24 protein-coding genes are annotated in these 24,946 nt (G+C 71.5%); 10 read left to right on the top strand and 14 right to left on the bottom strand.

Annotation, left to right across the window (positions count from 1 at the left end; translation table 11 throughout):
• Positions 1-110: 110 nt before the first annotated feature.
• Entirely contained in the window at positions 111-1,409 is a 1,299-nt protein-coding gene (locus AB0M43_RS19665; protein WP_363726567.1) for an MATE family efflux transporter, read from the bottom strand.
• 251 nt (positions 1,410-1,660) lie between these two features.
• On the opposite strand from AB0M43_RS19665, the gene AB0M43_RS19670 reads away from it, so the two are divergent.
• Positions 1,661-3,622 (top strand): hypothetical protein, encoded by a 1,962-nt coding sequence (locus tag AB0M43_RS19670; protein ID WP_363726569.1) that lies wholly within the window; start codon positions 1,661-1,663, stop codon positions 3,620-3,622.
• A 175-nt stretch (positions 3,623-3,797) separates the two neighbouring features.
• Here the strand turns inward: AB0M43_RS19670 and rfbC are convergent, their stop codons facing one another.
• Positions 3,798-4,400: a dTDP-4-dehydrorhamnose 3,5-epimerase gene (gene rfbC / locus AB0M43_RS19675; RefSeq protein ID WP_363726571.1), complete on the bottom strand. Its 603-nt coding sequence runs from the start codon at positions 4,398-4,400 to the stop codon at positions 3,798-3,800.
• Positions 4,401-4,433: 33 nt separating this feature from the next.
• Positions 4,434-5,291, bottom strand: coding sequence for a glucose-1-phosphate thymidylyltransferase RfbA (rfbA, locus tag AB0M43_RS19680; RefSeq protein WP_363726573.1), 858 nt, complete (start codon positions 5,289-5,291; stop codon positions 4,434-4,436).
• 50 nt (positions 5,292-5,341) lie between these two features.
• On the opposite strand from rfbA, the gene rfbB reads away from it, so the two are divergent.
• The 6 genes from rfbB to AB0M43_RS19710 are packed head-to-tail and all read left to right on the top strand — an operon-like array spanning position 5,342 to position 10,527.
• The gene (gene rfbB / locus AB0M43_RS19685) at positions 5,342-6,331 is read left to right on the top strand and encodes a dTDP-glucose 4,6-dehydratase (RefSeq protein ID WP_363726575.1); all 990 of its coding nucleotides are present in this window, start codon (positions 5,342-5,344) and stop codon (positions 6,329-6,331) included.
• Positions 6,328-7,185 carry a dTDP-4-dehydrorhamnose reductase gene (rfbD, locus tag AB0M43_RS19690; protein WP_363726577.1) on the top strand — a complete coding sequence of 286 codons (858 nt, stop codon included), beginning with the start codon at positions 6,328-6,330 and terminating at the stop codon, positions 7,183-7,185. Before rfbB ends, rfbD begins: the two co-directional genes overlap by 4 nt.
• Positions 7,182-7,529 carry a DUF2304 domain-containing protein gene (locus tag AB0M43_RS19695; RefSeq protein WP_363726578.1) on the top strand — a complete coding sequence of 116 codons (348 nt, stop codon included), beginning with the start codon at positions 7,182-7,184 and terminating at the stop codon, positions 7,527-7,529. Before rfbD ends, AB0M43_RS19695 begins: the two co-directional genes overlap by 4 nt.
• Positions 7,513-8,220: a glycosyltransferase family 2 protein gene (locus AB0M43_RS19700; protein ID WP_363726579.1), complete on the top strand. Its 708-nt coding sequence runs from the start codon at positions 7,513-7,515 to the stop codon at positions 8,218-8,220. Before AB0M43_RS19695 ends, AB0M43_RS19700 begins: the two co-directional genes overlap by 17 nt.
• 1 nt (position 8,221) lies before the next feature.
• Complete coding sequence (locus AB0M43_RS19705; protein ID WP_363726580.1) at positions 8,222-9,505, top strand: polysaccharide biosynthesis protein; 1,284 nt, start codon at positions 8,222-8,224, stop codon at positions 9,503-9,505.
• The gene (locus AB0M43_RS19710) at positions 9,502-10,527 is read left to right on the top strand and encodes a glycosyltransferase family 2 protein (RefSeq protein ID WP_363726582.1); all 1,026 of its coding nucleotides are present in this window, start codon (positions 9,502-9,504) and stop codon (positions 10,525-10,527) included. Before AB0M43_RS19705 ends, AB0M43_RS19710 begins: the two co-directional genes overlap by 4 nt.
• 36 nt (positions 10,528-10,563) lie before the next feature.
• Here AB0M43_RS19710 and AB0M43_RS19715 read toward each other — a convergent pair whose 3' ends face one another.
• A complete protein-coding gene (locus AB0M43_RS19715) occupies positions 10,564-11,484 on the bottom strand; it encodes a hypothetical protein (RefSeq protein WP_363726584.1) in 921 nt (306 codons plus the stop codon).
• A gap of 123 nt (positions 11,485-11,607) precedes the next feature.
• Positions 11,608-13,251 carry a DUF2142 domain-containing protein gene (locus tag AB0M43_RS19720; protein ID WP_363726586.1) on the bottom strand — a complete coding sequence of 548 codons (1,644 nt, stop codon included), beginning with the start codon at positions 13,249-13,251 and terminating at the stop codon, positions 11,608-11,610.
• Positions 13,252-13,658: 407 nt separating this feature from the next.
• Between AB0M43_RS19720 and AB0M43_RS19725 the strand changes: the two genes are divergently transcribed.
• Complete coding sequence (locus AB0M43_RS19725; RefSeq protein WP_363726588.1) at positions 13,659-15,296, top strand: hypothetical protein; 1,638 nt, start codon at positions 13,659-13,661, stop codon at positions 15,294-15,296.
• A 391-nt stretch (positions 15,297-15,687) separates the two neighbouring features.
• Here AB0M43_RS19725 and AB0M43_RS19730 read toward each other — a convergent pair whose 3' ends face one another.
• From AB0M43_RS19730 to rimP, 8 genes are all read right to left on the bottom strand, one after another.
• Positions 15,688-16,677, bottom strand: a complete 990-nt coding sequence (locus tag AB0M43_RS19730) for a bifunctional oligoribonuclease/PAP phosphatase NrnA (RefSeq protein ID WP_363726996.1) — start codon at positions 16,675-16,677, stop codon at positions 15,688-15,690.
• Between the two features lie 32 nt (positions 16,678-16,709).
• Positions 16,710-17,135 carry a 30S ribosome-binding factor RbfA gene (gene rbfA, locus AB0M43_RS19735; RefSeq protein ID WP_363726590.1) on the bottom strand — a complete coding sequence of 142 codons (426 nt, stop codon included), beginning with the start codon at positions 17,133-17,135 and terminating at the stop codon, positions 16,710-16,712.
• Between the two features lie 105 nt (positions 17,136-17,240).
• Complete coding sequence (locus AB0M43_RS19740) at positions 17,241-17,534, bottom strand: DUF503 domain-containing protein (RefSeq protein ID WP_363726592.1); 294 nt, start codon at positions 17,532-17,534, stop codon at positions 17,241-17,243.
• Positions 17,535-17,544: 10 nt separating this feature from the next.
• Complete coding sequence (locus AB0M43_RS19745; protein ID WP_363726594.1) at positions 17,545-18,528, bottom strand: SAM-dependent methyltransferase; 984 nt, start codon at positions 18,526-18,528, stop codon at positions 17,545-17,547.
• Positions 18,529-18,588: 60 nt separating this feature from the next.
• Positions 18,589-21,567, bottom strand: coding sequence for a translation initiation factor IF-2 (gene infB / locus AB0M43_RS19750; RefSeq protein ID WP_363726596.1), 2,979 nt, complete (start codon positions 21,565-21,567; stop codon positions 18,589-18,591).
• Positions 21,568-21,664: 97 nt separating this feature from the next.
• Positions 21,665-21,997, bottom strand: a complete 333-nt coding sequence (locus AB0M43_RS19755) for a YlxR family protein (protein WP_363726598.1) — start codon at positions 21,995-21,997, stop codon at positions 21,665-21,667.
• 8 nt (positions 21,998-22,005) lie between these two features.
• Positions 22,006-23,034 (bottom strand): transcription termination factor NusA, encoded by a 1,029-nt coding sequence (nusA, locus tag AB0M43_RS19760; protein WP_363726600.1) that lies wholly within the window; start codon positions 23,032-23,034, stop codon positions 22,006-22,008.
• Positions 23,031-23,585 (bottom strand): ribosome maturation factor RimP, encoded by a 555-nt coding sequence (gene rimP, locus AB0M43_RS19765; RefSeq protein ID WP_363726602.1) that lies wholly within the window; start codon positions 23,583-23,585, stop codon positions 23,031-23,033. Before rimP ends, nusA begins: the two co-directional genes overlap by 4 nt.
• Before the next feature lie 144 nt (positions 23,586-23,729).
• Here rimP and AB0M43_RS19770 point away from each other — a divergent pair, with 144 nt between their 5' ends.
• Both AB0M43_RS19770 and AB0M43_RS19775 read left to right on the top strand, forming a co-directional pair.
• The gene (locus AB0M43_RS19770; RefSeq protein WP_363726603.1) at positions 23,730-24,185 is read left to right on the top strand and encodes a hypothetical protein; all 456 of its coding nucleotides are present in this window, start codon (positions 23,730-23,732) and stop codon (positions 24,183-24,185) included.
• Positions 24,182-24,610, top strand: a complete 429-nt coding sequence (locus tag AB0M43_RS19775; protein ID WP_363726605.1) for a ferritin-like domain-containing protein — start codon at positions 24,182-24,184, stop codon at positions 24,608-24,610. The genes AB0M43_RS19770 and AB0M43_RS19775 overlap by 4 nt, the downstream gene beginning before the upstream one ends.
• A gap of 45 nt (positions 24,611-24,655) precedes the next feature.
• Here the strand turns inward: AB0M43_RS19775 and AB0M43_RS19780 are convergent, their stop codons facing one another.
• Entirely contained in the window at positions 24,656-24,928 is a 273-nt protein-coding gene (locus AB0M43_RS19780; RefSeq protein WP_363726607.1) for a hypothetical protein, read from the bottom strand.
• Positions 24,929-24,946: the final 18 nt, after the last annotated feature.

A 24,946-nucleotide genomic window follows, 5' to 3' on the forward strand; every position in this document is an offset into this window, starting at 1 on the left:
GCCGGCCAGCGGCGACCAGGCGACACCACCCGTCGACCGGCGCTCGCCGGCCACGCGAAGCTTCCTGGCCGGAACCGAGCACACCGGCAGCGCCGACGATCCGGCGCGGCCTAGCGCACCGCCCCCACCACCGCCCACCGCCCGGACACCAACCTCCACACCAGCGTCACCAGCCGGATCAGCATGAACAGCGTCAGCCCGGCCCAGATCCCGCCCAGCCCCAGGTCGAACACCGACGTCAGCCAGATCGCCGGCAGGAACCCGCCCAGGGCCGCCGCGATGGTCAGGTTGCGCATGTAGGCGACGTCGCCGGCGCCGATCAGCACCCCGTCGAGGGCGAAGACGACGCCCGCGACCAGTTCCATCGCGACGAACCACGGCCAGGCGACCATGGTCTGGTCGAGGACGGCCCGGTCGGTGGTGAACACCTGCGGCAGCCACCACGCGCCGACGCCGATGAACCCGGCCAGCGCCACCCCGCAGCCGGCCCCGATCCGGGTGATCCGGGCGGCGGTCCGGCGGGCCTCGGCGGCGCGGCCGGCGCCCAGGTCTGCCCCGACCAGGGACTGGGCGGCGATGGCGAGCGCGTCGAGGGCGAAGGCGCAGAACATCCAGAGTTGCAGGGCGATCTGGTGCGCGGCGAGGGCGGCGGCCCCGAACCGGGCGGTCACGGCGGCGGCGGACAGGAAGCAGATCTGGAAGGCCAGGCCCCGGATGATCAGGTCGCGGCTGAGGGTGAGCTGCTGGAGCAGGCGCGCCGGGTGCGGGGCGAGGGGGACGCCCTCGGCGAGGAGCGCCCGGACGAACAGCGCGCCGGAGAGGGTCTGGGCGATCACGTTGGCGACGGCGGAGCCCTGCAGGCCCATGCCGAGCGGGTAGACCAGGACCGGGCAGAGCACGGCGGACAGCAGGTTGGCCCCGAGCACGAACAGGACGGGGCGGCGGGTGTCCTGCACGCCGCGCATCCAGCCGTTGCCGGCGAGGGCGAGCAGGATGCCGGGCGCGCCCAGGCTGGCGATCCGCAGCCAGGTGGCCGCGCCGTCGGCGACCTCGCCCGGGCCGGCGAGGGCGCGGGCCAGGTCCCCCGCGCCGAACTGGGCGGCGACCACCAGGATCAGGCCGGCGGCGAGGGCCAGCCAGGAGGCCTGGACGCCCTCGGCGACGGCTTCGGCGCGCCGGTCGGCCCCGAACAGCCGGGCGGTGCGGCTCGTGGTGCCGAAGGCGAGGACGTTGCCGAGCCACGCGGCCACGGCCAGCACCCCGCCGCCGATCGCCAGGGACGCCAGGGCGGTGCGGCCGAGGTGGCCGACCACGGCGGTGTCCACCAGCAGGTACACCGGCTCGGCGGCGAGCACGACCAGGGCGGGCAGGGCCAGCCCGGCGATCCGGCGGAGCGAAACGTCAGTCACACGCCGACCCTAGTCACCGGGTCCGACACGTCCGGGGCCGTGCCCGATGAGTTCCGCGTCACGTTGGGTGGGAGGAAATACGGCCAATCGGCAAGCATGGGTAAACATGAACCGCTATCGCTGACGGCGCGATCCGCTGTGATAGCGTGCTGCATCCTTGTGGTCGGTGCCTCGGACGACAGCTCGTAGTGTGGAGCAGCCGCTCACCGGCTGCCGCAGAATACAAGGCCCCCACCAGGAGGATCTCTACCATGAAGGGCGCCTGGCTGGTGTCGCCGGACCCGAACCGGGACCCACGGTCGACGCGGAGCTGGCCGTTGCGGTTACGGACGGCCCTCGTCGGTGTCGCCGCCTCCTGGCTCGTGGCCGTGGTCGCGCACCTCGTGGGTCTCGACTGGCTGCTCCCCCTGGTGCTGCTCGGTGCCACGGCCGTCCTGGTGCGCGGTAGCCGGTTCGCGCTCGACCGGGTGGTCGTGGCCGGGGCGCTGCTGTTCGGCGCCACGTGCGCGGCGGGGCTGCTGATCTCCGTCTGGCCGTGGGGGCTCGGGCCGGTGCCGATCGCCGGGACGGCCCTGTCGGTGCTCGCCGTGCTCGCCGCGGTCCGGGGCCACCGGCTCTTCCTGGTCCCCCGGTTCCGGCTGGTCGACGCCGTGGTGCCGCTCGGGCTCCTGATCGGCTTCGTGACGGTCTGGTGGCCGATGCGCGCCGGCCGGTTCACGGACCGGTTCGCGCAGGTCGCGTCCGGGGGCGACATGGCGGCGCACTTCATGATCTTCGACGCGATCGGCGGCGTCGGCGGGTACACGTTCCTCCGGCAGGACGCGGCCTCGGCCACGGTGCCGCCGGCGTTCATCGACTACCCGCAGGGCGGCCACTTCGTCGCGGCGGTGCTCGACGCCTTCGCCCGGGGCGGCGGGCCCCGTCCGGACGGCCTCACCTCCCTCAACAACTTCATGTGGTACGACTTCGGCTCGCTCGTCCTGCTCTGCGGCGTCCTGGCCTGGGCGATCAACTGGGTGGCCGGCCCCGGCTTCCGGCTGATGCTCGCCCTGCCCCTCGGGGTGCTGGCCGCCTCGATGGCCGCGCTCGGCGACCTCCAGACCGTGATGCGCTGCGGGTTCTGGGCCGAACTGGTCTGCCTCAGCCTGCTGGTCGTCCTGTGCGCCCTGCTGATCCGGCCGCTGACGTCCACGGGCGAACAGGTGGCCGTGGTGGGCGCGTTGTTCGTCGCGATCGCCTTCACCTACTACTTCGTGCTGCCGGTCGCCGCCGCGGCCGTGCTGGCGAGCCTGGTCCGGTACCGGGTCCGGCTGCGCCGCCGCTGGGTGCTCAGCGCCCTGGCCGCCGCGGTCGTCGCCGCGCTGTCGGCCGTACCGGTGCTGATCAACGTCAGCACGGTGCAGAACGACGTGGGCACCGGCGCGGCCCTGACCGCCACGGGCGCGATCGACCCGATCAACGGCACGCTGCTGCTGGCCCTCGGCGGGCTCACGGTCGCCGGGCTGTACGGCAGCCGGATCAAGCTCGGGCCGACCGGGCAGATGGTGCTCGCGGTGCTGGCGGCGGCGTGCGCGTACGCGGGGGCGATCGCGCTGTTCCAGTACCGGACGGCGGGTTTCGTCTCCTACTACTACGAGAAGGCCCTGCACCTGGTCGCGGTGGTGCTCCTCGTCGGCCTGGGCCTGGCGATGCGCCGGCTCCTCCAGGGGCTCCTGGTTCCCGGCCGGGTCCGCGGGCTGCGGGCGGCCCTGGTGTGCGTGGCGCTGACGGTCACCTCGGCGCAGGTGTTCAACCCGCTGCACTCGCCGCTGCCCACCGCGTACGACCGGGGGTCCAACCTCGGCCGGCTCCGGCTCAAGGGCAAGCTGGCCCAGCCGCACGCGGGCGCGATGATCGACACGGTGCTGCGGGTGCCCGACCCCGACCGGCGGACGACGATCGTGCTGCCGTCATGGGGCGACGAGGTCTTCGTGTCCGTGTGGATCGCGGTCATCCAGCGCGACTACCCGGGGCTCGCCGACTGGCGGGACTGGGCGTCGACGAAGCAGCGGCACACGCCGGACGAGTTCGTGGCGTTCCTGCGGGCGCATCCGGGCCGGTACCAGGTGGTGACGGTGGATCCGGCGCAGCGGGCGGCGCTGAGCCAGGCGAGCGGGTTGGATGTGGAGCTGGTGGCGTTCGAGCCGGATCTGAAGTTCACGTCGTCCTGGTAGCGGTGCGGGCCGCTGAGTCTGGGGCCGGCAAGGCGCCCGATCTGGGGCCGGCCCGGTGCCCGGCCCGTGAGGTCGGAGATTTCCCGGCGCCGCACCCCTGAAGCCGGCGTCCACACCGGACAGACAGCGAGGCCGACCGCCCATTAGGGACGGCCGGCCTCCTTGCTGCGAACTGTCAGCTCTTCAGATCGGCGTACAACCGCTTGCAGGCCGCGTAGTCCGGCAGCAGCCCCCGCTCGGCGGCCTCCGCCAACGTCGGCGCCGCGACGTCCTTGTCCGACAGGATGAGCTCGTCCCGCGCGAACGGGAACTCCAGCCCCAGCGCCGGATCCAGCGGCGAGACCTCGCGCTCCCGCTGGGGGGCGTACGTCTCCGAGCACAGGTAGAGCAGCGTCGCGTCGTCGGTCAGCGCGCAGATCGCGTGGCCGAGCCCCTCCGCCAGGTACACCTCGCGCCGGTCGACGTCGTCGAGCCGGACGACCTCGTGCTGGCCGAAGGTGGGCGAGCCGACCCGGATGTCGATGACGAAGTCGAGCACCGCGCCCCGGACGCACGTCACGTACTTGGCCTGGCCCGGCGCCACGTCCGCGTAGTGCACGCCGCGCACGGTGCCCCGGCTGGACACCGACAGGTTGGCCTGGGCGAGCCGGAGCGGGTGGCCGTTGGCCTCGGCGAACAGGTCGTGGCGGTACCACTCCAGGAACAGGCCCCGGCTGTCGCCGCGCTGGACGGGCACGATCTCGAACGCGCCCTCGATGCCGAGCGGGTTGATCTTCACTGCGAAGTCACTTTCTGAGGGTGGCCGGGGGGTTTAGAGCAGGCCGAGCAGATACTCTCCGTAACCACTCTTGCGGAGCGGCTCGGCCAGGGCGCGCAGTTCCGCGTCGTCCACGAAACCCTTGCGCCAGGCGATCTCCTCGAGGCAGCCGATCTTGTGCCCCTGGCGCTCCTCGACGACCCGGACGAACTCCGACGCCTGCACCAGGGAGTTGAACGTGCCCGTGTCGAGCCACGCGGTCCCGCGCTCCAGGACGCTGACGTGCAGCTGCCCGCGGCGCAGGTACTCCTCGTTGACGGCCGTGATCTCCAGTTCGCCCCGGGCGCTGGGCCTGATGCCCTTGACGATGTCGACGACCTGGTTGTCGTAGAAGTAGAGGCCGGGGATCGCGAACCTCGACTTCGGCTTCTCCGGCTTCTCCTCGATCGAGAGCACCCGGCCGGCCGGGTCGAACTCCACCACGCCGTATTCCTGCGGGTTGGCGACCTGGTAGGCGAAGACGCGGCCACCGTCCGGATCGGAGTTCTCGGCGAGACGGGTGCCGAGGCCGACGCCGTAGAAGATGTTGTCGCCCAGGATCAGGGCCACGGACTCGTCGCCGATGAACTCCTCGCCGAGGAGGAACGCCTGCGCGATGCCGTCCGGGCTGGGCTGGGTCGTGTACGACAGGTGGATCCCGAACCGCGATCCGTCGCCGAGCAGCCGCTGGAACTGGGACTGGTCCTCGGGGGTGGTGATGACCAGGATGTCCCGGACACCGGCCAACATCAGGGTCGACAAGGGGTAATAGATCATGGGCTTGTCGAAGATGGGCATCAGCTGCTTCGAGACTGCCTGCGTCAACGGCCACAACCTCGAACCAGTACCGCCCGCGAGCACGATTCCACGCATCGGGGTAGCTTAGCGGAGGGTGACGGGGCTTCGACTAGACTCCCTGCCTTGTGAAGGTCCTCATCACCGGCGGTGCCGGTTTCATCGGCTCGCACTATGTGCGCAGCCTGTTGTCCGGCAGCTATGACGCCTACTCCGGCGCTCAGGTCACCGTTTTGGACAAACTAACCTATTCCGGCAATCTTACCAATCTCGCGCCGGTACATGACAATCCGAAGTTCCGGTTCGTGCAGGGCGACATCTGCGACAAGGACCTCGTCAACGAGCTGGTCCCCGGGCACGACGTGATCGTGCACTTCGCGGCCGAGTCGCACGTCGACCGGTCCATCGACGGCGGCGCCCAGTTCGTGCTGACCAACGTGCTCGGCACCCAGGTCCTGCTCGACGCCGCGCACCGGCACGAGGTCGGCCGGTTCGTGCACGTGTCCACCGACGAGGTGTACGGCTCGATCGACGAGGGCTCGTGGCCCGAGACCGACCCGCTGCAGCCCAACTCGCCGTACTCGGCGGCCAAGGCCGGCTCCGACCTGCTCGTCCGCGCGTACCACCGCACCCACGGGCTCGACACGGTCATCACGCGCTGCTCCAACAACTACGGGCACTACCAGTTCCCGGAGAAGGTCATCCCGCTGTTCGTCACGAACCTGCTCGACGGTGGCCGGGTGCCGCTGTACGGCGACGGCGCGAACGTCCGCGACTGGCTGCACGTCGACGACCACTGCCAGGGCATCCAGCTCGTCGCCGAGGGCGGCCGGGCCGGCGAGGTCTACAACATCGGCGGCGGGGTGGAGCTCACCAACAAGGAGCTGACCGGCCTGCTGCTCGACGCGTGCGGCGCCGACTGGTCCAGCGTCGACCACGTCACCGACCGGCTCGGCCACGACCGCCGGTACTCGGTCGACATCTCCAAGATCGCCACCGAGCTGGGGTACGCGCCCCGGGTCGACTTCGCCGAGGGCCTCGCCGCCACGGTCGCCTGGTACCGCGACAACCGCGACTGGTGGACGCCCCTCAAGGAGCGGGCGGCCCTCGCGCGATGACCCGCTGGCTCGTCACCGGCGCGGCCGGGATGCTCGGTCAGGACCTCCTCGCGGCGCTCGGCGGCGAGGACGTCACCGCCGTCACCCGCACGGAGCTGGACATCACCGACCCGCTGGCCGTGGCGTCGGCGGTCGCCGGACACGACGTGGTGGTCAACGCCGCCGCGTGGACGAACGTGGACGCCGCGGAGACCGCCGAGGACGAGGCCACCGCCGTCAACGGGCACGCGGTGGCGACCCTCGCGGAGGCCTGCGCCGCCAGCGGGGCCCGGCTGCTCCAGGTCTCCACCGACTACGTGCTGGCCGGGCAGGGTTCCCTGCCGCACGCGGAGGACGCGCCGACCGCCCCCGTCAACGCGTACGGCCGGAGCAAGCTCGTCGGCGAGCGGGCGGTCCTCCGCCACCTCCCCGACACCGGCTACGTCGTGCGGACCGCGTGGCTGTACGGCGCGCACGGCCCCAACTTCGTCCGGACGATGCTCCGGTTGTCCGGCGAACGGGACACCGTCGAGGTCGTCAACGACCAGTACGGCCAGCCCACCTGGTCCGCCGCGCTCGCCGTCCAGCTGCGCGACCTGGGCCGCGCGGCCCTCGACGGCACCGCCCCCGCGGGCGTGTACCACGGGACGTCGGCGGGACGGGCGAGCTGGTATGGTTTGGCCCGCGCGATCTTCGAAGAAGCCGGCCTCGACCCCGCTCGGGTCCTGCCGACGACCAGTGACCGGTTCGTTCGACCGGCTGCCCGGCCGGCGAACAGTGTGCTCGGTCACCTGGCCTGGGGCCGTACTCCGGTCGCACCCCTGGGCCCGTGGCGGGAGATGCTCGCCAAAGCGTTCATCGAGGGACTGTCATGAATCTCACCATCGTCACGGCGCTCACGGGCCTGACCGTGCTCGTCGTGATCATCGAACTGCTGCGCCGCCGGCAGCTCCGCGAGAAGTACGGCATCCTGTGGATCTTCGTCGGTCTGGTGATGCTGCCGCTGTCGATGTTCCCCCAGGCGCTCAACAGTCTCAGCGCGCTGATCGGCATCCAGTCCGGCGTGAGCATGGCACTCTTCTTCGCCGTCGTCTTCCTGCTCCTGACCTGCATCCACCTGTCGTGGGAGGTCAGCCGGCTCGAGGAGGAGACCCGCATTCTCGCCGAGGACGTCGCCCTCATCCACGCGAAGCTGGAGAGCAATGAGAACGCCCAGTAGCAGCCGGGTCCTGATCATCATGCCGGCCTGGAACGAGGCCGAGGCCATCAGTTCGGTGATCAAGGAGATCCACACCGAACTGCCCGACGTCGACGTGCTCGTGGTCGACGACGGCTCCGGGGACAACACGGCGGCCGTGGCCAGCGCCGCGGGCGCCTCCGTGCTCCGGCTGCCGTACAACCTCGGGGTCGGCGGGGCCATGCGGCTCGGCTACCGCTACGCCCGCGACAACGACTACGACGTCACGATCCAGGTCGACGCGGACGGGCAGCACGACCCCCGGTACGTGCCGCTCCTGATCGCCGGCCTGGAGGAGGCGGACCTCGTCATCGGGGCCCGATTCGCGGGCGTCGGCTCGTACCAGGCCCGTGGGCCGCGCCGCTGGGCGATGGGCATGCTCGGCATGGTGATCTCCCGGCTGGCGCGCACGAAGCTGACGGACACCACCTCGGGCCTGCGGTGCTCCAACCGCAAGATGATCGAGTACTTCGCGGACTGGTACCCGGTGGAGTACCTCGGCGACACCATCGAGACCCTGGTCCGCGCGATCCGGGACGGGCACACCGTCCGCCAGGTCGCCGTGGAGATGCGCCCCCGGCAGGGTGGCGTGCCCAGCCACTCCCCCCTCAAGGCGACCGTCTACCTCGGCCGGGCGTTCATCATCCTGCTCCTCGCGCTGATCCGACGGTGACATGCTGCACCGCCTGATCAGGGCGCTGCCGGCCGGCACCATCGCGGTCGGCGGCGGACTCGCCATCCTGGGTGTCGCGTCCTACGTGCACATCGCGGCCGCCGGGCACCGGCTGAGCACCGTCGACATGTCGAAGGTGTCGGTCGTGTGGTCGATCGTCATCTCGCTCGGCTTCGGGCTGTTCCTGCCCGTCGAGCAGGAGACCGGCCGGATCGTCGCCGCCCGGGCCGCCCGGGGCGACGGGGCGACCCCGGTGGCCCGGCGCGCGGTCGCCGTGTCCGGCGCGGTCCTCGCCGTCCTCCTGTTCTGCCTCGCGATCGGCGCCCGCCCGCTGGCCGACGCGCTGTTCGACGGCGACCTGGGCATGGTCGCGGCCCTCGCGGGCGCCCTGGTCGGCGCGGCCGTCTCGTATGCGACCCGGGGCATCCTCGCCGGCCGTGGCCGGTTCGGCGCCTACGGGATCCAGCTGGGCATCGACGGCGGCCTGCGGATCGGGCTCAGCCTCGCGCTGGTGTTCGCCGACGTGCGCTCCCCCCTCGCCTACGCGCTGGTCCTGACGGTCGCCCCGGTCGTGGCGGTCCTGGCGACGCTCCCGCCGACCCTGGGCGCGCTCGGCCCGGGCAGCCCGCAGAGCCTCGGCGGGTACGCCCGCGGCCTCGGCCTGCTCACCATCTCCGCGCTCGCGGCGCAGACCGTCGTCAACATCGGGGTCGTCAGCGCCAAGCTCCTCGCGCCCGGTGAGGCGGCGCTCGTCGCGGCCCTGCTGTCGGCGCTGATCCTGGCGCGGATCCCCATCTTCGTGTTCGCGGCCCTGCAGGCGTCGCTGCTGCCCGGCCTGTCCGGCCTGCTCGCCCGGGGCGACACCGCCGGGTACCACCGGCTGCTGCTCCGCGCGACCGGCGTCGTCGCCCTGCTCGGCATCGGCGGCGGCGTACCCGCGATCCTGCTCGGCCCCTGGGCGATCCGGGTGTTCTTCAACGCCCCGGACGTGCTGGGCACCGCCGACTTCGCGATCCTGGCGACCGGCACCCTGGCCTACATGCTCGCGCTCGTGCTGGCCCAGGGCGCCATCAGCCTGCACCGGCACCGCGAACAGGCCCTCGTCTGGCTGCTCGCCCTCGCGGTCCTCGCCGCGGTGACGTTCGGGCCCGGGGACGTCCGGCTGCGGGTCGAGTTCGCCTACGTCGCCAGCTCGGCGGTCGCCGCCGTCGTCCTCGCCGTCCTGCTCTGGCGGGTCCGCCCGGCCGCGGAACTGGTCAGCCCAGCCAAGGAGACCGTGTCATGATGCCCGCTGTCGCCGCCGTCGTGCTCGCGTACGGCCCGGAGCCGTACCTCGAGCAGGTCGTCCGGGCGGTCCTCGACTCCACGGGCGTCGACGTGTCGGTGCTCGTCGTGGACAACGGCTGCACCTCCGACCAGATGGACCTGGTGAAGTCGCTGCCCGGGGTCCGCGTGATCACCCCGGACACCAACACCGGGTTCGCGGGCGGCTGCGACGCGGGCGCGGCGGAGGCGGACACCGAGTTCCTCGCCTTCGTCAACTCCGACGCGATCATCGCGCCGGAGGCGCTGGCCCGCCTGGTCGCCGTCGCGGCCGAGCCGGCGGTCGGGCTCGCGATGGGTTCGATCCGCCTCGCCGACCAGCCGGAGCTGATGAACACCGTCGGCAACCCCATGCACTACACCGGCATGGTGTGGGCGGGCGGCTTCTCCGAGCCGGCGACCGACCACGCGGCCCGCCGGGCGGTCCCGATCGTCAGCGGCTGCGTCTTCGCGATCCGCACGGAACTGTGGCGGGAGCTGGGCGGGTTCGCCCCCGAGTACTTCATGTACCACGAGGACACCGAGCTCTCGATCCGCGTGCACCACCGGGGACTGAGCATCGAGTTCGTGCCCGACGCGGTCGTGTGGCACCACTACGAGTTCTCCCGCAACGAGCGCAAGATGTACTACGTGGAGCGCAACCGGCTCCTCACCCTCTTCACCACGTACGAGACCCGCACCCTGCTCGTCCTGGCCCCGATGCTCGCCGTCACCGAACTGGCGATGGTCGCGTCCTCGCTGGCCGGCGGCTGGCACCGGAAGAAGTTCTCCGGCTGGACCTGGCTGTGGCACAACCGCGCGTTCGTGGCGGCCCGGCGGCGCCAGCTCCAGTCCGAGCGGCGGGTCCCCGACGGGGTGTTCGCGCGCCAGTTGACGGCCCGGATCGACGCGGCCAACATCAGCGCTCCCCCCGGCGTCGGCGTGTTCAACGCCCTCTCCGCCGGGTACTGGTCCGTCGCGCGCCGCCTGCTGCGTACCCGCTGAGGGAGGGGGCGTCGAACCCCCTCCCCCCGCGTGGTCCTAGTGCCGGACGTCGAACTGACGGCCCTCGGGGGTCGGCTCGATCGCGACGCCGGACGGGCGGCGCACGTTCATCTGGCCGGGGACCACGGCGCCCGAGCTGGTGATGCGCCACGGCTGGTCCACGATGAAGCCGACCACGTCGACGATGATCGCGGTGTTGGTGTGCGCGTACACCTTGATGGTGTCCGTCCACAGCGGAACCTGGTTGGAGTCCACGACGCTGATCAGCTGGCTCTGCACGAAGTTCGACAGGACGTCGCCGCCGGAGAAGTTCACGGAGGACGCGTTCGGCCGGTCGCCCTTGCTGCCCCAGACCGACACGAAGCCGCCGACGCCGCCCGCGACGACGGTGACGTTCATCTGGACGCCGATGCCCCACTTCACGAGGTTGCTCAGGTTGATCCGGATGACCTTGCCCGCGGCGACCTGGCCCGTCTGCGGGTTGACGTACGCCTGGCCCTCGACGATCGAGCCGCGCAGGCTGGCGTCGCGGGTGTCCAGGATCCGGGTGGGGGCGGTGGGGACGACCATCGACGCGAAGTACGAGGAGTAGACGACCTCCGCGTACGTGCCGCCGTCGCGGTTGGCGACGGCGTGCAGCAGGTACCCGTTCTCGGTCGCGCCGACGGCCCCGACCGGCGAGCCGTCGGGGACCGGCACGCCGCTGGGCGCGAGCACCAGCGGGGCACCGGCCGCGTTGGCGACCTTGAGCGTCCCGGTGGCGGCGGAGGTGCTGAGGGTCGTGGTCGCGGTGGCGGTGTTCTCCACGCCGGCGAGGATCGCCTGACCCTGGTCGGCCTGGGCCGGTGACGCCGCGGCCACGGCGACCCCGGCTCCGGCGACTCCCGCGAGGGCGGCTGCGCCTCCGCGAAGCAGCCGGCGACGTCCCACGGTGGTGGCCTCGGTGTTCTCCTGCACGATGGATCCTCTCACTGAAGGGTGCCACCGGCGGACCGGTGGACAGGCGCAGTGATTGTGACCCAGAACCGCGGTCGCCCGCTGTCCCGCTGGGGGGCCGAACGGGTGACCGTTCGGTGGAGGTTACGAGGAGCGAACGGTCTGCAACTCGCTGTGGGGCGGGGTGGATCCGGTGGCGGGCTTCACATCGGCGACCACAGCCGCCGACTCCCCACCCGACGTGACCACGCCCGACGCGGCCGTGACCACGGGCGCCTCGACCCCGGCACCGTCCCCACCGACGTCGCCACCGACCGGGCCGGCGGCGATCCGGGCCGAGTTCCGCAACACCAGCGCCCCGAGGAGCAGCAGCCCGCCGAGCATCGCCAGCAGCGGCGTCCACGAGCCCAGCACCGGCCGCCACGGCCCCCAGAAGGGATCGAGGTGGTGCAGGGTCGGCACCGTCGGCAGGCCGCGCTGCCAGCGCACCATCGACGACCACAGCAACACCATGTGGATCGGCAGCAGCGCCCACACGCACATCTTCGTGAACGAGTGCGACTGCCGGGGACTCAGCAGCCGCCGTTCGAGGATGAACGCGCTCAACAGCGGGAGGAAGACGAGTACGGGCAGCATGTAGCGGCCCTGGGTGATGTACCCCACAGTGTTGATGTTGATCAGCTGGAGGACCGACGGGACCAGCGCGCCACCGATCAGGACGACGCCGAGCCGCCACCGGTCGACCCGGGAACCGACCACGTACGCGAACAGGGTCAGGCTCGCGGCGATCCCGATCCACAGCCAGTAGAAGGGCAGCGGCATGGTGACGTCCAGCCAGCCGGCGATGCCCACCAGCTGCTGGAGCAGCGGACCCCACTGGTTGAACACCGTGTGCACGGCCTGTCCCGCCGTGAGCTGTGCCTTGGGCGGCGGGGACGTGAGGTCGCCCGTCTTCATCAGGAGGATCCACACCCCGGCGAGCGCCACCGAGACGACGACCACGACGGCGACGACCCGCAACGGCCGCCCGAACCTGGCCAGAAGTTCACGGAAGTGCCGTCTGGTGGCCGGCAGCAGCATCGCGAGCAGCCCGACGAACAGGAACAGCGGCCCCATCGACCGCAGGGTCGCGAGCAGGGCGGCGCTGATCCCGAGCAGCCAGAACGCGGGACGGGCGGCGGCCCGTTGCGCGCCCATCAGCAACGGGATGCCGGCCGACGCGAGCGCGATGCCGGAGGAGATCTCCAGCCCGTTGGGGTTCACCGCCCCGGCCATCTGCCCGAGGATCGGCGTGCTGGCGACGAGGAGCCCGCCGAGCATCAGTCCGTACCGCGAGCGCACCAGCAGCACGAACGCGGAGGCGAGCAGGGCGGCGGACAGCGCGGCGCTCACGAGCCGGGCCAGCAGCACCCCGGTCCAGCCGTCCCAGATCCGCAGCGGCCAGCCGACGGCGGCGTAGTACAGCGGGTGGTAGCGGCCGGCCAGCGTGGGCGTGTCGACCAGCGGGCCCCCGGTGGGCTCGTCGGCGCACGCGGCGGAGACGCCGGGCTTGGCGAGCCAGCAGGTGGCCGGGGCGTCGAGGCCGGCGGACACGTTCTGGATCGTGCCGCTCTGCCCCTTCACCCGGACCGGTTCGGGCATGATCTGCCCGCCCGCGACCCCCGAGGCCCGGATCACGTGCTGCATCTCGTCCGGCGTGCCGTCGTAGGGTGCGGCCACGGACCAGGCGCCGAAGATGAGGAAGAAGGCGATGAACGCCAACGACCAGAGTGCGCGGGGTCGAGCCATACGGTTCAACGAACTGGTACTCACGGAACGTTCGGCCTCATCAAGTCGACGATCTGGACCTCCGCCCGGTGGATCTTCGGCGGATTCTCAGGAGGATCTCGTGGATTGTATCTACCCTCAGTCACCGCGCTGGCCCCGAATGCCCGGGTGCCTGCCCGAAGTGCCGGATGTCACGATAGTGCGGTAGGGCACCGGTGGACGATCGCGGGTCGCACCCGGATGATCGCGGGTGGTGCCCCGGCCGCAGTCGGAACATGCCGGGCGACCTGCCGCAGGGTACCATTCCGAGGCCTCTTTCCGCCGGTCTGCGCACGACCCGCCGGCCCGCGCACGACCCGCGGCTCGGCTCCCGCACACCCGCGCACGACCGGGCAGCACTGCTGCCGCACAAAGAAGGAATCACCGCCGTGGCACCGGACTCCGCACCACCCGTCACCGAACCGGCCGTCGACGCCCCGGAGACGGAGCCGACCCCCGCGCCGCAGCCGAAGGGCTTCCGCCGCCTGCTCCGCGGCCGCCCCGTGCACTGGTGGGTGCTGGAGGCCCTGGTCGGCTTCGGGGCCGCGCTGGTGCTGCCGCTGTCCGTGCGGCACCTGAACGTCAACCCGCTCGACCGGATCGGCCAGGTCAGCGCGCTGGCCACGTTGCAGTTCCGGTTCGCCCTGGTGGCGCTGGTGATGGTGGCCGCCCTGCTCCTGACGCTCAAGGTGCGCGGGTCGCGGTTCTTCGCCCCGGCGTTGCGGCTGTGCTGCGCCGGCGTCGCGGGCCTGGCCAGCGGGTTCGTCGCCGGTGGCGCCGTGGTGGCGCTGCTGGGCACGCCGTGGCCGATGTTCGGGCTGAACGGGGACAGCGGGCGGATCGTGGAGTGGGCCGCCGTCGTCGCGAAGGGGCTGCCGTCGCCGTCGCCGGTCTACCCGCCGCTGCCGCTGTACATCCTCGGCTACTACGCGGAATGGTTCCACGGCGGCAACACGGCGTACGCGTTCAAGGACCTCCAGATCCTGGGCGCGGCGGTCACCGGCCCGCTCGCGTACCTGGCGTGGCGGTTGCTGCTCCGCCCGCTGCCGGCGCTCGCGTTCGGGGTGCTGCCGGCGTTCTCGCTGATCGACGCGTACAAGCCGTACAGCCAGATCGTGCTGATCCTGCTGGCCCCGGTGCTGGCCGCGATGGTGCGGGCCCTGAGCCGCAGCCACCTGGCCGGCTGGCGGGTGCTGCTGGCCCAGGGCGCGGCGTTCGGGGTGGGGCTCGGCGTGCTGTTCCTGACGTACTCGGGCTGGTTCATCTGGAGCGCGGCGGGTGTGCTCGCGGCGTGCGCGATGTTCTTCCCGTGGAAGAAGGCCCCGTGGAAGGGGCTGGCGTTCCTGGGCACGACGGGTCTGGCGTTCGCGCTGGTCGCGGGCCGGTACGTGCTGACGATGCTGCACGAGTCCGCCACCACCGCGGACCGCAACTTCGCGTTCGACACCAAGACCGACCCGACGTACTTCCTGATGTGGCGCACCGACATGCCCGGCAAGGTCGGCCAGTGGCCGCTGCCCGGCGAGCTCGGCGGGGTGGGGCTGTTCAGCATCCTGCTGTTCGTCTGCCTGGGCGTGTGCCTGTGGCTGGGGCTGCGCAAGCCGATGGTGGTGACGATCGTCTGCATGTTCGCGAGCGCCTGGGTGGCCCGGATGTGGTTCGCGTCCCGGATGTTCGAGACCGGCACCGTGCAGCTGTGGCTGCGGACCAACAACCAGCTGTTGTACTGCGGGCTGATCCTCTGTGGCCTGGCGGTGTACCTGGTGGCCCGGCGGTTCCGGGACCGGGGCGCGTTCCCCGATCCGACGAAGGCCGCGATCGGCGGGTTCGTGGGGCTGCTGCTGCTGTTCGGCTCGGTGTCGTCCTCGATGTCGGACCGGTACATGCCGACGAAGGAGAACACCTACCGGATCCTGCCGTGGGTGTCGCACACGGTGCGCGAGTACAACGGGAACTGCCCCCGGTACGCGCCGAACCACGAGTGCAGCAAGGACGGCGACCAGACCTGGCAGAAGCTGCTCGAATGACGCGGGAAGGGCCACCCCTTGAAGGGGTGGCCCTTGTCCACATCAGGTCGTTCGTTACTGCCGGACGTCCATGGAGGTCTGCAGGGCCTGGCGGGCGGCTTCGCGGGCTTCGGTGTCCTGCGGCCGGGGCGTGTGCTTGCGTGCCATTGTTCTCATCCTCAGCTTGATCGAAAGATCGGGCCAGCGCAGAAACCCCGGGCGGGGGGCCGGCCCGTGGATCAGGCCCCGCCTCGGCGGCTAAGAATGAGTACTACTCGGCGCATGTTGACCAAACTATCGTTCAGTCCCAAGGTTTGCACGGCTTTCCCACAAGACGGGAAACCCATCCGACGGGTACGCCGAAGCGCCGGCCCTGTTCCGGCCGGTCAGAGAGTACGGAGGGGCGGTAGCGCTACAGCTGCGCGCGGACCTGCGCGAACACGGACTCGGCCGTCCCGGTGCCGGTGAAGCCCGCCGCGTACCGGTGCCCGCCGCCGCCGAGGGCCACAGCGACCCGGGCCACGTCCACGTCGCCCTTGCTGCGCATGGACACCGCCCACTCGCCGGTGTCGAGCTCCTTGAGCACGCACGCCACGTCGGCCTCGCCGGCGGTGCGCACGATGTCGATCAGGCTCTCCAGCGCGTCGTAGGTCTGACCGTGCCGGGCGAGGTCGTCCTGGGTCGCGTACGTCCAGACCAGGCCGCCGGGGGCCGTCGGGTCCAGCCGGGCCCGCTCCAGGGCCGCGCCGAACAGGCCGAGCGCGCCGAATGGCCGGGTGTCGAACAGTCGACGGGAGATCACGTCGGGCTGGATGCCGGTGTCGAGCAGCCGGGCGGCCAGGCCGTGCACGGCGGGCGTCGTCGCCTTGTACTTGAAGGAGCCGGTGTCGGTGGCCACCCCCACGTACAGGCACTCGGCGATCTCCGCGTCCAGGGGCACCCCGAGCCGGCGGAGCAGCTCGTCGGCGAGCACGGCGGTCGCGGCGGCACCCGCGTCGACCAGGTGCACCGTACCGAAGAAGGTGTTGGAGGCGTGGTGGTCGAGGACGACGACGTCGTCGGCGACGGGGAAGAACCGGGCGGCCAGCTCACCGAGGCGCTCGGCGTTGCCCGCGTCGAACGTGACGACCAGATCGGGCGTCGGGTCGACCTCGGGGGCCGGGGTGAGCAGCTCACGGCCGGGCATGCCGTCGAACAGCGGCGGCAGCGTGAACGGCCCCGGGAACGAGGCCTGGCAGGGCCGGCCGAGCCGGGACAGGCCGAGCGCGACGGCGAGCATGCTGCCCAGCGCGTCGCCGTCGGGGTTGACGTGGCAGATCAGGAGCGGACGCTCGGCCCGGGCCAGCGCGTCGAGGGCCCTGGCCCACTCGGACTCCGAGGGACCGGTGTCCGCCGGGCCCACGGGCCCGGCGGGTCGACGCGCCGTGGGGGTCGTCACGACTCTTCTTCGGCCTTGTACGGGTTGGCCTCGCCCGCGTACTGCGCACCGGCGGCGAGCCGGTTCACCTCCGCGTCGGCGGCGTTCGCGGCGGCGAGCAGGTCGTCGATGTTCGCCACGTGCTCCTGCACCTGGTCGGCGACGAAGGTCAGGCTGGGCGAGTGCCGCAGCCCGAGCCGCTTGCCGACCGTGCTGCGCAGGACGCCCTTGGCGCTCTCCAGCGCGGCGGCGGACGCCGACTGCTCGACCGCGTCGCCGAACACCGTGTAGTAGACGGTGGCCTCGCGCAGGTCGTTCGTGATCCGGGCGTCGGTCACGGTGATCATGCCGAGTCGAGGGTCCTTGATCTGCGTCTTCAGACTGGACGCGACCAGCTCGCGCACCCGACCGGCCAGCCGTCGTACCCGGGCCGAGTCAGACATCTTCCTACCTCCGGCTTGTGCCACACCAACTGACGACAGTACTCGGTTTCGGCGGAGGTGCACACATCGTGACCTCCACCGCACAGCTAAACGGACAAACTTCTACTAATCCTCGTCGCCATGTAGTCGACGACGTACGGACAGTAGCTGCACCTCGGGCATCATGCCGAACTGCCGCTCGCAGCGGTCCAGCACCTCGGTGACATGGGCGATCTCGGCGGCCACCACGGCGACCCCGATCTCGGCCCGGCCGGTCAGGTCCAACGCCCCGACCTCGGCCACGGCGACCTCGAACTTCCTCAGAGCGGCGATCAGCGGGCGGACGTAGCCCCGCTTCTCCTTCAGGCTGCGGGAATCCCCCGGCAGCAGCAGATCGAACAACGCGGTACCAGTGAACACCCGGACGAGGCTACTTGCAGGCCACGAGAATGTCGCGCGTGATTGCCTGGTCGACCCGGTGCGTGAACCCCGGGGTGTCGATCACCATCAGGCCCGCGTCCTCCAGCACCTGGGCGATGTCGTCCTTGTCCGCGGTGAACGTGTTGAACGCGATCCCGAACGCGCCCCCGGGCCGCAGGATCTCCACCCAGCCGGGTACGGCCTCCTCGAGCAGCTCGATCGGCTTGCGCGACAGTCCCTTGTGGTGCGCGCCGTGCGTGACGCCGTAGGGGGCGTCGGTGACGAGCAGGTCGGCGGTCCGCACCTTGATGACCTCGCGGGCCTTCAGCGCGTCGATGTTGTACATCAACAGGTTCTGCTGGCCGGCGATCGTGACCTCGAGCTTGCGGGCGAGCAGCTTCTTCTCCCGGCGGACCGGGTTCACCTCGGCGCGGTGCTTGAGCCGCTTGCGCTTCAGCCAGGTCTTCAGGAACGCGGCGTACGCCTCGAAGTCCTTCTGGTCCAGGTCGCAGCCGAGGGCGTCGTAGCCGTACATCAGGGCCTGGTTCAAAGTCGTGCCGCGCCCGGCCATGGGGTCGAAGACCACCGGCCGGTCGTCGAGCAGGTCCTTGCCCGAGGCGAGCATCGTCACGTTCAGCAGCAGCTTGGTGAACTGCTCGTTCGTCTTACCCGCGTACTTCTGGATCGTGATCAGGTCGTCGTCGAACGTGTCGAGGCGGCGCAACGGCTCCGGGCGCAGCAGGTCGCCCTCGACCCGGAACAGCGCGAACATGGCCGACAGATTCGACAGGTACGCCACGTCCCGGTCGGTCAGGTCCTCGGCCTCGAACGTCACGTACGGCACGCCGCCGAACGTCGTCTCCGCCAGCTCGCCGATCCTGCCCTTCAGGGCGGTCCGGCCGAAGACGGCGAGTTCGGCCAGGGCCAGGCGGGGGGCCGTGTCGGCGTACACCCGGTTGGACGACGGGGCGATCAACAGCGCGTAACGGGACATGCTTCTCTTTCTACAAAAAGGGCGGGGGCCCGGAGTAGTCTCCGGGCCCCCATCGTGAACTTACGCGCGCGGCTTCTCGCGCATCTCCCACGTCTCGATGACGTCCTCGGCCTTGATGTCGTTGAAGGATCCGAGCGTGATACCACACTCGAAGCCCTCGCGGACCTCGGTCGCGTCGTCCTTGAAACGCCGGAGCGAGGTGATCGACAGGTTGTCGGCCACGACCGCGCCGTCCCGGATGAGCCGGGCCTTCGTGTTCCGCCGGATGATGCCGGAGCGCACGATGCAACCCGCGATCGTACCGATCTTCGAGGACTTGAAGACCTCGCGGACCTCGGCGGTACCGAGGTCGGCCTGCTCGTAGACCGGCTTGAGCATGCCCTTGAGCGCGGCCTCGATCTCCTCGAGAACCTGGTAGATCACCGTGTAGTACCGGATCTCGACGCCCTCGCGGTCCGCCAGCTCCTTCGACTGCGACGTCGCGCGGACGTTGAAGCCGATGATCGTGGCGTTCTCGCCGGACGAGGCACTCGCCAGGTTGACGTCGTTCTCGGTGATCGCACCGACACCGCGGTGGATGACCTTGAGCTGGACCTCCTCGGGGATGTCCAACTTGAACAGCGCGTCTTCCAGGGCCTCGACCGAACCGGACACGTCACCCTTGAGGATGAGGGACAGGGTCGTCTTCTCGCCCTCCTTGAGCTGCTCCATGAGCGACTCGAGAGTGGCGCGGCCACGGTTGTTCGCCATCTGGGCGGCGCGACGGCGTGCGGCGCGCTGCTCGGCGATCTGCCGGACCGTGCGGTCGTCGTCGGCCGCCAGGAACGTGTCCCCGGCGCCCGGCACGGCGGTCAGACCCAGGACCTGGACCGGCGTCGCCGGACCCGCCTCGGTGAGCGGCGTACCGGTGTCGTCGAGCATGGCCCGGACGCGCCCGTAGGCGTTGCCGGCCACGATCGAGTCGCCGACCCGCAGCGTGCCCTTCTGGACCAGGACGGTGGCCACGGGGCCCCGACCCTTGTCCAGGTGGGCCTCGATGGACACACCCTGGGCGTGGCCGTCGATCGGCGCGGTCAGCTCCAGCGAGGCGTCCGCGGTGAGCAGGATCGCCTCGAGCAGCTTGTCGATGCCGATGCCCGGCTTCGCCGCGACGTCCACGAACATCGTGTCGCCGCCGTACTCCTCGGCGACCAGGCCGTACTCGGTGAGCTGCTGGCGCACCTTGTCCGGGTTGGCGCCTTCCTTGTCGATCTTGTTGACCGCGACCACGACGGGGGCCTCGGCGGCCTTCGCGTGGTTGAGGGCCTCGATCGTCTGGGGCATGACGCCGTCGTCGGCCGCGACCACCAGCACCACGATGTCCGTGACGTTGGCGCCACGGGCACGCATGGCCGTGAAGGCCTCGTGACCCGGGGTGTCGATGAAGGTGACCGCGCGGTCGATGCCCTCGTGCTCGACCCGCACCTGGTACGCGCCGATGTGCTGGGTGATGCCACCCGACTCGCCGGCCACGACGTTGGACTTGCGGATCGCGTCGAGCAGCTTCGTCTTACCGTGGTCGACGTGACCCATGACCGTGACGATCGGGGCACGCACGACCAGCCGGTCGACGTCCACCTCCGCGTCGAGGTCGATGTTGAACTGCGCGAGCAGCTCGCGGTCCTCGTCCTCCGGGCTGACGATCGAGATCGTGTAGCCCAGGTGCTCGGCGAGCAGCATGATCGTGTCGTCGGAGCAGGACTGCGTCGCCGTGACCATCTCACCCAGGTTGAACATCTCCTGGACGAGCGAGCCCGGGTTCGCGTTGATCCGGTCGGCGAAGTCGGAGAGCGACGCGCCACGGGGCAGACGAATCTCTTCGCCACGACCGCGGGGAGCGCCCGAGCTCATCGTCGGGGCCGACAGGTTGTCGAACTCCTGACGCCTCTGCTTCTTCGACTTCCGTCCGCGCGCGGGCTTGCCACCCGGACGACCGAACGCACCCGCCGTGCCGCCACCGCGACCACGGCCGCCGCCACCCGGACGACCACCGCCGCCGCTGGGGGCACCGCCGGGGGCACCACCGGGACGGAAACCGCCACCGGGAGCACCGCCACCGCCGCCGGGGCGGAAGCCGCCACCGCCGCCGCCACCACCGGGACCGCCACGGAAGCCGCCACCGGCACCGCCGGGACCGCCGCCGGGACGACCCGCGCCGGCACCCGGACCACCGGGACGACCGGCACCGGCACCCGGACCACCGGGACGACCCGGAGCACCACCGGGTCGGGGACCCGGACGGTTCGGCATGGACGCCGGGCTGGGCCGCGGCGGCATGCTGGCCGGGCTCGGCCGGGGGATGCCACCCGCCGGCGAGGCCGGACGGGGAGCGCCACCGGCGGCCGGAGCCGGACGGGGAGCGGGCTGGTTACCGCCGGGGGTGATCCCGAACGGGTTGTTGCTGGCGCTGCCGGACCGCGGGCCGGGACGCGGCCCCGGACGCGGGGCACCGCCCGTCGGACCGCCGGCGGGGCCGGCCGGACGCGCCGGGGCGGCGGGCGCACCACCGGGCTTCGGCTGCGGGGCAGCCTTGGCCTCGGCACGCTGCTTGGCCGCGGCGGCCTGAGCGGCCTCCTGGTCCTTCTTCAGCTGGGTCGCGCGGGCCTCGGCCGCGGCGACCTCGATGTCGTGCGCGCTGGCCAACTTGGGCGACGGCGCGACCGGGGCCTGCGGCTTAGGGCCGGGAACGGCCTTCCGCGGCGGGCCGGGCACACCGGGCCGGGGGGCCATCGGCTTGGCGTCCGTCGGCTTCGGGCCAACGGAGGTCGGGCTGCTCACCGGGGCCGCCGGAGCGGACGGGGTGGCAGCCGGCGCGGCCGGAGCCGCTGACGGGGCACCGGACGCCGCCATGGCGTCACGGAGTCGCCGGGCGACCGGCGCCTCAACGGTGCTGGATGCTGACTTGACGAACTCGCCCATGTCCTTCAACTTGGCGAGCACGGTCTTGCTCTCGACCCCGAGCTCTTTGGCGAGCTCGTGTACGCGGGCCTTTCCTGCCACTGCACTCCTCTAGGTTCCGAGGTCGTGCGGGCAAAGACCCGCAGCAACCTCACTCGTGCATCGGAAGCTGGCTCATTGCAGCTGCTTCATCGGATGCTCATGCTGGTCGACCTGCCTTGTTACGGGATCCGTGCGGCGTCGGGGTGACACCGCCATCGGCAACTCCAAGAAACTCCAGCAGCGGACCGGTGTCCAGGACACCCGTCTCCCGCAGCGCCCGGCCGAAGGCCCTGCGCCGCTCTGCCAGCGTGAGACAGGCCGGAACGGGATGCAGACTCGCACCTCGGCCCGGCAGCCTGCGGCGGGGATCAGGGGTGACAGCGCACCCCACAACGACCACTCGCAGTAACTCGGAGGCTGGCGCGCGCGTCCGACAACCGACACACAGCCTGATCGGCTGGGTTCGAGACGGATTTGCGCGACGTACCACGAGGAAGTCTACCCCGTCGCTCCCCGACGCGCCCCGCCAGCCTCGTTTCCGTGATCGCCCTGACCCTCGGCGTCGGAACGGATGTCGATCCGCCATCCGGTCAGCCGGGCCGCAAGTCGGGCATTCTGCCCTTCCTTGCCGATCGCGAGGGAGAGCTGGAAGTCGGGTACGACGACCCGGGCCGCGCGGGCCACCGGGTCGACCACCTCGACGGACAGCGCGCGGGCCGGCGAGAGGGCGTTGCCCACGTACTGCGCCGGGTCCTCCGCCCAGTCGATGATGTCGATCTTCTCGCCGTGCAGCTCGCTCATGACGGCGCGGACCCGGGTACCCATCGGGCCGATGCACGAGCCCTTGGCGTTGACGCCCTGCACCGCCGAGTGCACCGCGATCTTGGTGCGGTGGCCGGCCTCGCGCGCCACGGACATGATCTCCACGGTCCGGTCGGCGATCTCGGGCACCTCGAGGGAGAACAGCTTCTTCACCAGGTTCGGGTGCGAGCGCGACACGGTGATCTGCGGGCCGCGGAAACCCTTGGCGACATGGACGACCAGGCACTTGATCCGCATGCCGTGCTCGTACAGCTCGCCGGGGACCTGCTCGGACTGCGGCAGCACGGCCTCGACCTTGCCCAGGTCGATGGCGACGATGCCCTTCTCGGCCCGCGCGCCGTCGGCCTGCACGACACCGGTGACGATGTCGCCCTCCTTGCCGACGTACTCGCCGAAGTTGACGTCGTCGGTGGCCTCGCGCAGCCGCTGGAGGATGACCTGCTTGGCGGTCATGGCCGCGATCCGGCCGAAGTCGTGCGGGGTGTCGTCCCACTCGCGGACGATCGTGCCGTCCGGGCCGCGCTCGGTGGCCATCACGGAGGCGACGCCGGTGCGCCGGTCGATGTCCACCCGGGCCTGCGGGACGGCGCCCTCGGTGTGCCGGTAGGCGGTGAGCAGGGCCGACTCGATCGCGTGCAGGATCGTCTCGAACGGGATCTCCCGCTCACGCTCCAGTTCGCGGAGGGCGGCGAGGTCGATGTTCATTTCTGATCCTCTTCTTCCACTTCAGCGGTAGCTAGCTCGGCGTCGTCGTCTTCGAAGTCTTCGTCGTCGATGTCGTCCTCGTCGGGGAACGCCTCGTTCACCCGGGTGAACTCCACCTGGATCCGGCCGGGGCCGAGTTCGGCGACCGTGAGCTGCTTCTCCGTGCCGTCGACGTCGAGCGTGACGACCTCGTCGGCCACGGACACCACCCGGCCGGTGCCGGCGGACGCCGTCTTCACCAGCCGGCCCACGGACCGCCGCCAGTGCCGCGCCGTCGTCAACTGCCGGTCCACCCCGGGCGAGGACACCTCCAGGGTGTACGGCTCGGAGCCCAGTTCCGCCTCGTGCGCGTCGAGCCCGTCCGAGATGAGCCGGGACAGCTCCGCGACGGTGTCGAGGTTCACGCCGTTGTCGCCGTCGACGGTGATCCGGACCAGCAGCCGCCGGCCCACCCGGGACACGGCGAGGTCCTCCAGGTCGTAGCCGGCGCCGGTCACGGCGGGGGCGACGATCTCGGTCATCCGGGTTTTCAGCGCGGTCAGACTCGCCATCGCCCGAACACCTCCAGTTATAAGTCAGCACCACCGGTGGGCCACGAGGCGCCGACCGGGGGTATGAGCGTAACCCGCCGCCCCCGCGGTCCTCGCGGCGCGCTCGCCCGGCGCGCCGCCGTCCGGCCGGCTACCCTCGTCCGGGTGCGCATGGAACCCATCTCCCGCCGTCAGGCCCTCGGCACGCTCGTCGGGCTCGCCGCCGCCGTGGGGCTCGCCGGCTGCGGGCTGTTCGACAAGCAGGCCGGTCCGCCCCCGCCGAACCCGCTGGCCGGGCACCTGGACGCGACGGTCCGGCTCGCCGGGTTGTACGAGGAGGCGTTCGCCGCGACCCCCGAGTTGGCCGACCGGCTCGGCGCGATCCGGGACGACCACTGGGCGCACGCCGAGGCCGTCGCCGCCGCGATCCGCAAGCCGAAGCCGAGCCGTTCCGTGGCCCCCTCCGGGTCCGCGCCGCTGGGCAGGGCCGGGTTGCTGGAGGAGGAGAAGCAGGCCGCGAAGGCCGCGTACGACGCGGTGCTGACCATCCCGGGCGCGTACGCGGCGCTGCTCGGCTCCATCGCCGCCTGCCGCGCGACCCACGTGGAGGTGATGTCGTGAACGCCGCCACCCAGTTGACCGCCGCGCTGGCCGCCGAGCACGCGGCCGTGTACGGCTACGGCGTGCTCGGCAGCCGGCTGGAGGGCACCGCGCTGGAGGCCGCCCGGTCCGCCGAGGCCGCGCACCGCGAGCGCCGCGACGCCCTCGTCGTCCGCCTGACCGCCGCCGGGGCCACTCCCCCGCCCGCCGAGCCGGTGTACGCGCCGCCGTCCCCGGTCACCGACCGGGCCACCGCGCTCGCCCTGGCGGTCGGGATCGAGGAGCGCGCCGCGCAGGCGTGGCGGGCGGCGCTGCCGGTGACCGAGGGCGAGGAGCGCCGGCTGGCCCTGGACGCCCTGGTGGACACGGCGCAGCGCGCGGCCCGGTGGCGGCGGGTGGGCGGGGTGTCCCCGTCGGTGGTCGCGTTCCCGGGCCGCCCGGCCTGAGCCGTCCGCCCGGAACGGTCGCCGCCGCACGGGCCGGCGGACCGGTCAGTCGAACCAGTAGCGGCGGATCTGCTCGGACTGGTTCTGCCAGCAGAACACGTCCGCGTTCCCCCGGGCCGGGGTGAGCGCGCTGCGCACGATCGTGCCGTCCGGGCACTCGGCGTTGAGCCGGAACGCGAAGTTCGTACAGGTGCCGTGGGCGTGCCAGCCGATCACGACCCCGTTGCAGCCGGGGTAGCCCGCCTGGGCGGGGGTGGCGACGCTGAGGGCCGCGCCGGCGAGCGCGAGGCCGACGGCGACGGAGAGAGCTATGCGCACTGGGTTCCTCCTGATGGT

Source organism: Longispora sp. NPDC051575 (assembly GCF_040681875.1).
Taxonomy (GTDB): Bacteria; Actinomycetota; Actinomycetes; order Mycobacteriales; family Micromonosporaceae; genus Longispora.

Bases quoted from the DNA above. Each gene is read 5' to 3' on its own strand.
- AB0M43_RS19720 (WP_363726586.1), bottom strand. From the start codon at position 13,251: ATGGCTCGACCCCGCGCACTCTGGTCGTTGGCGTTCATCGCCTTCTTC.
- AB0M43_RS19710 (WP_363726582.1), top strand. From the start codon at position 9,502: ATGATGCCCGCTGTCGCCGCCGTCGTGCTCGCGTACGGCCCGGAGCCG.
- rfbD (WP_363726577.1), top strand. From the start codon at position 6,328: ATGACCCGCTGGCTCGTCACCGGCGCGGCCGGGATGCTCGGTCAGGAC.
- AB0M43_RS19695 (WP_363726578.1), top strand. From the start codon at position 7,182: ATGAATCTCACCATCGTCACGGCGCTCACGGGCCTGACCGTGCTCGTC.
- rfbA (WP_363726573.1), bottom strand. From the start codon at position 5,291: ATGCGTGGAATCGTGCTCGCGGGCGGTACTGGTTCGAGGTTGTGGCCG.
- AB0M43_RS19745 (WP_363726594.1), bottom strand. From the start codon at position 18,528: ATGTCCCGTTACGCGCTGTTGATCGCCCCGTCGTCCAACCGGGTGTAC.
- AB0M43_RS19670 (WP_363726569.1), top strand. From the start codon at position 1,661: ATGAAGGGCGCCTGGCTGGTGTCGCCGGACCCGAACCGGGACCCACGG.
- rbfA (WP_363726590.1), bottom strand. From the start codon at position 17,135: ATGTCTGACTCGGCCCGGGTACGACGGCTGGCCGGTCGGGTGCGCGAG.
- AB0M43_RS19700 (WP_363726579.1), top strand. From the start codon at position 7,513: ATGAGAACGCCCAGTAGCAGCCGGGTCCTGATCATCATGCCGGCCTGG.
- AB0M43_RS19705 (WP_363726580.1), top strand. From the start codon at position 8,222: ATGCTGCACCGCCTGATCAGGGCGCTGCCGGCCGGCACCATCGCGGTC.
- rimP (WP_363726602.1), bottom strand. From the start codon at position 23,585: ATGGCGAGTCTGACCGCGCTGAAAACCCGGATGACCGAGATCGTCGCC.
- nusA (WP_363726600.1), bottom strand. From the start codon at position 23,034: ATGAACATCGACCTCGCCGCCCTCCGCGAACTGGAGCGTGAGCGGGAG.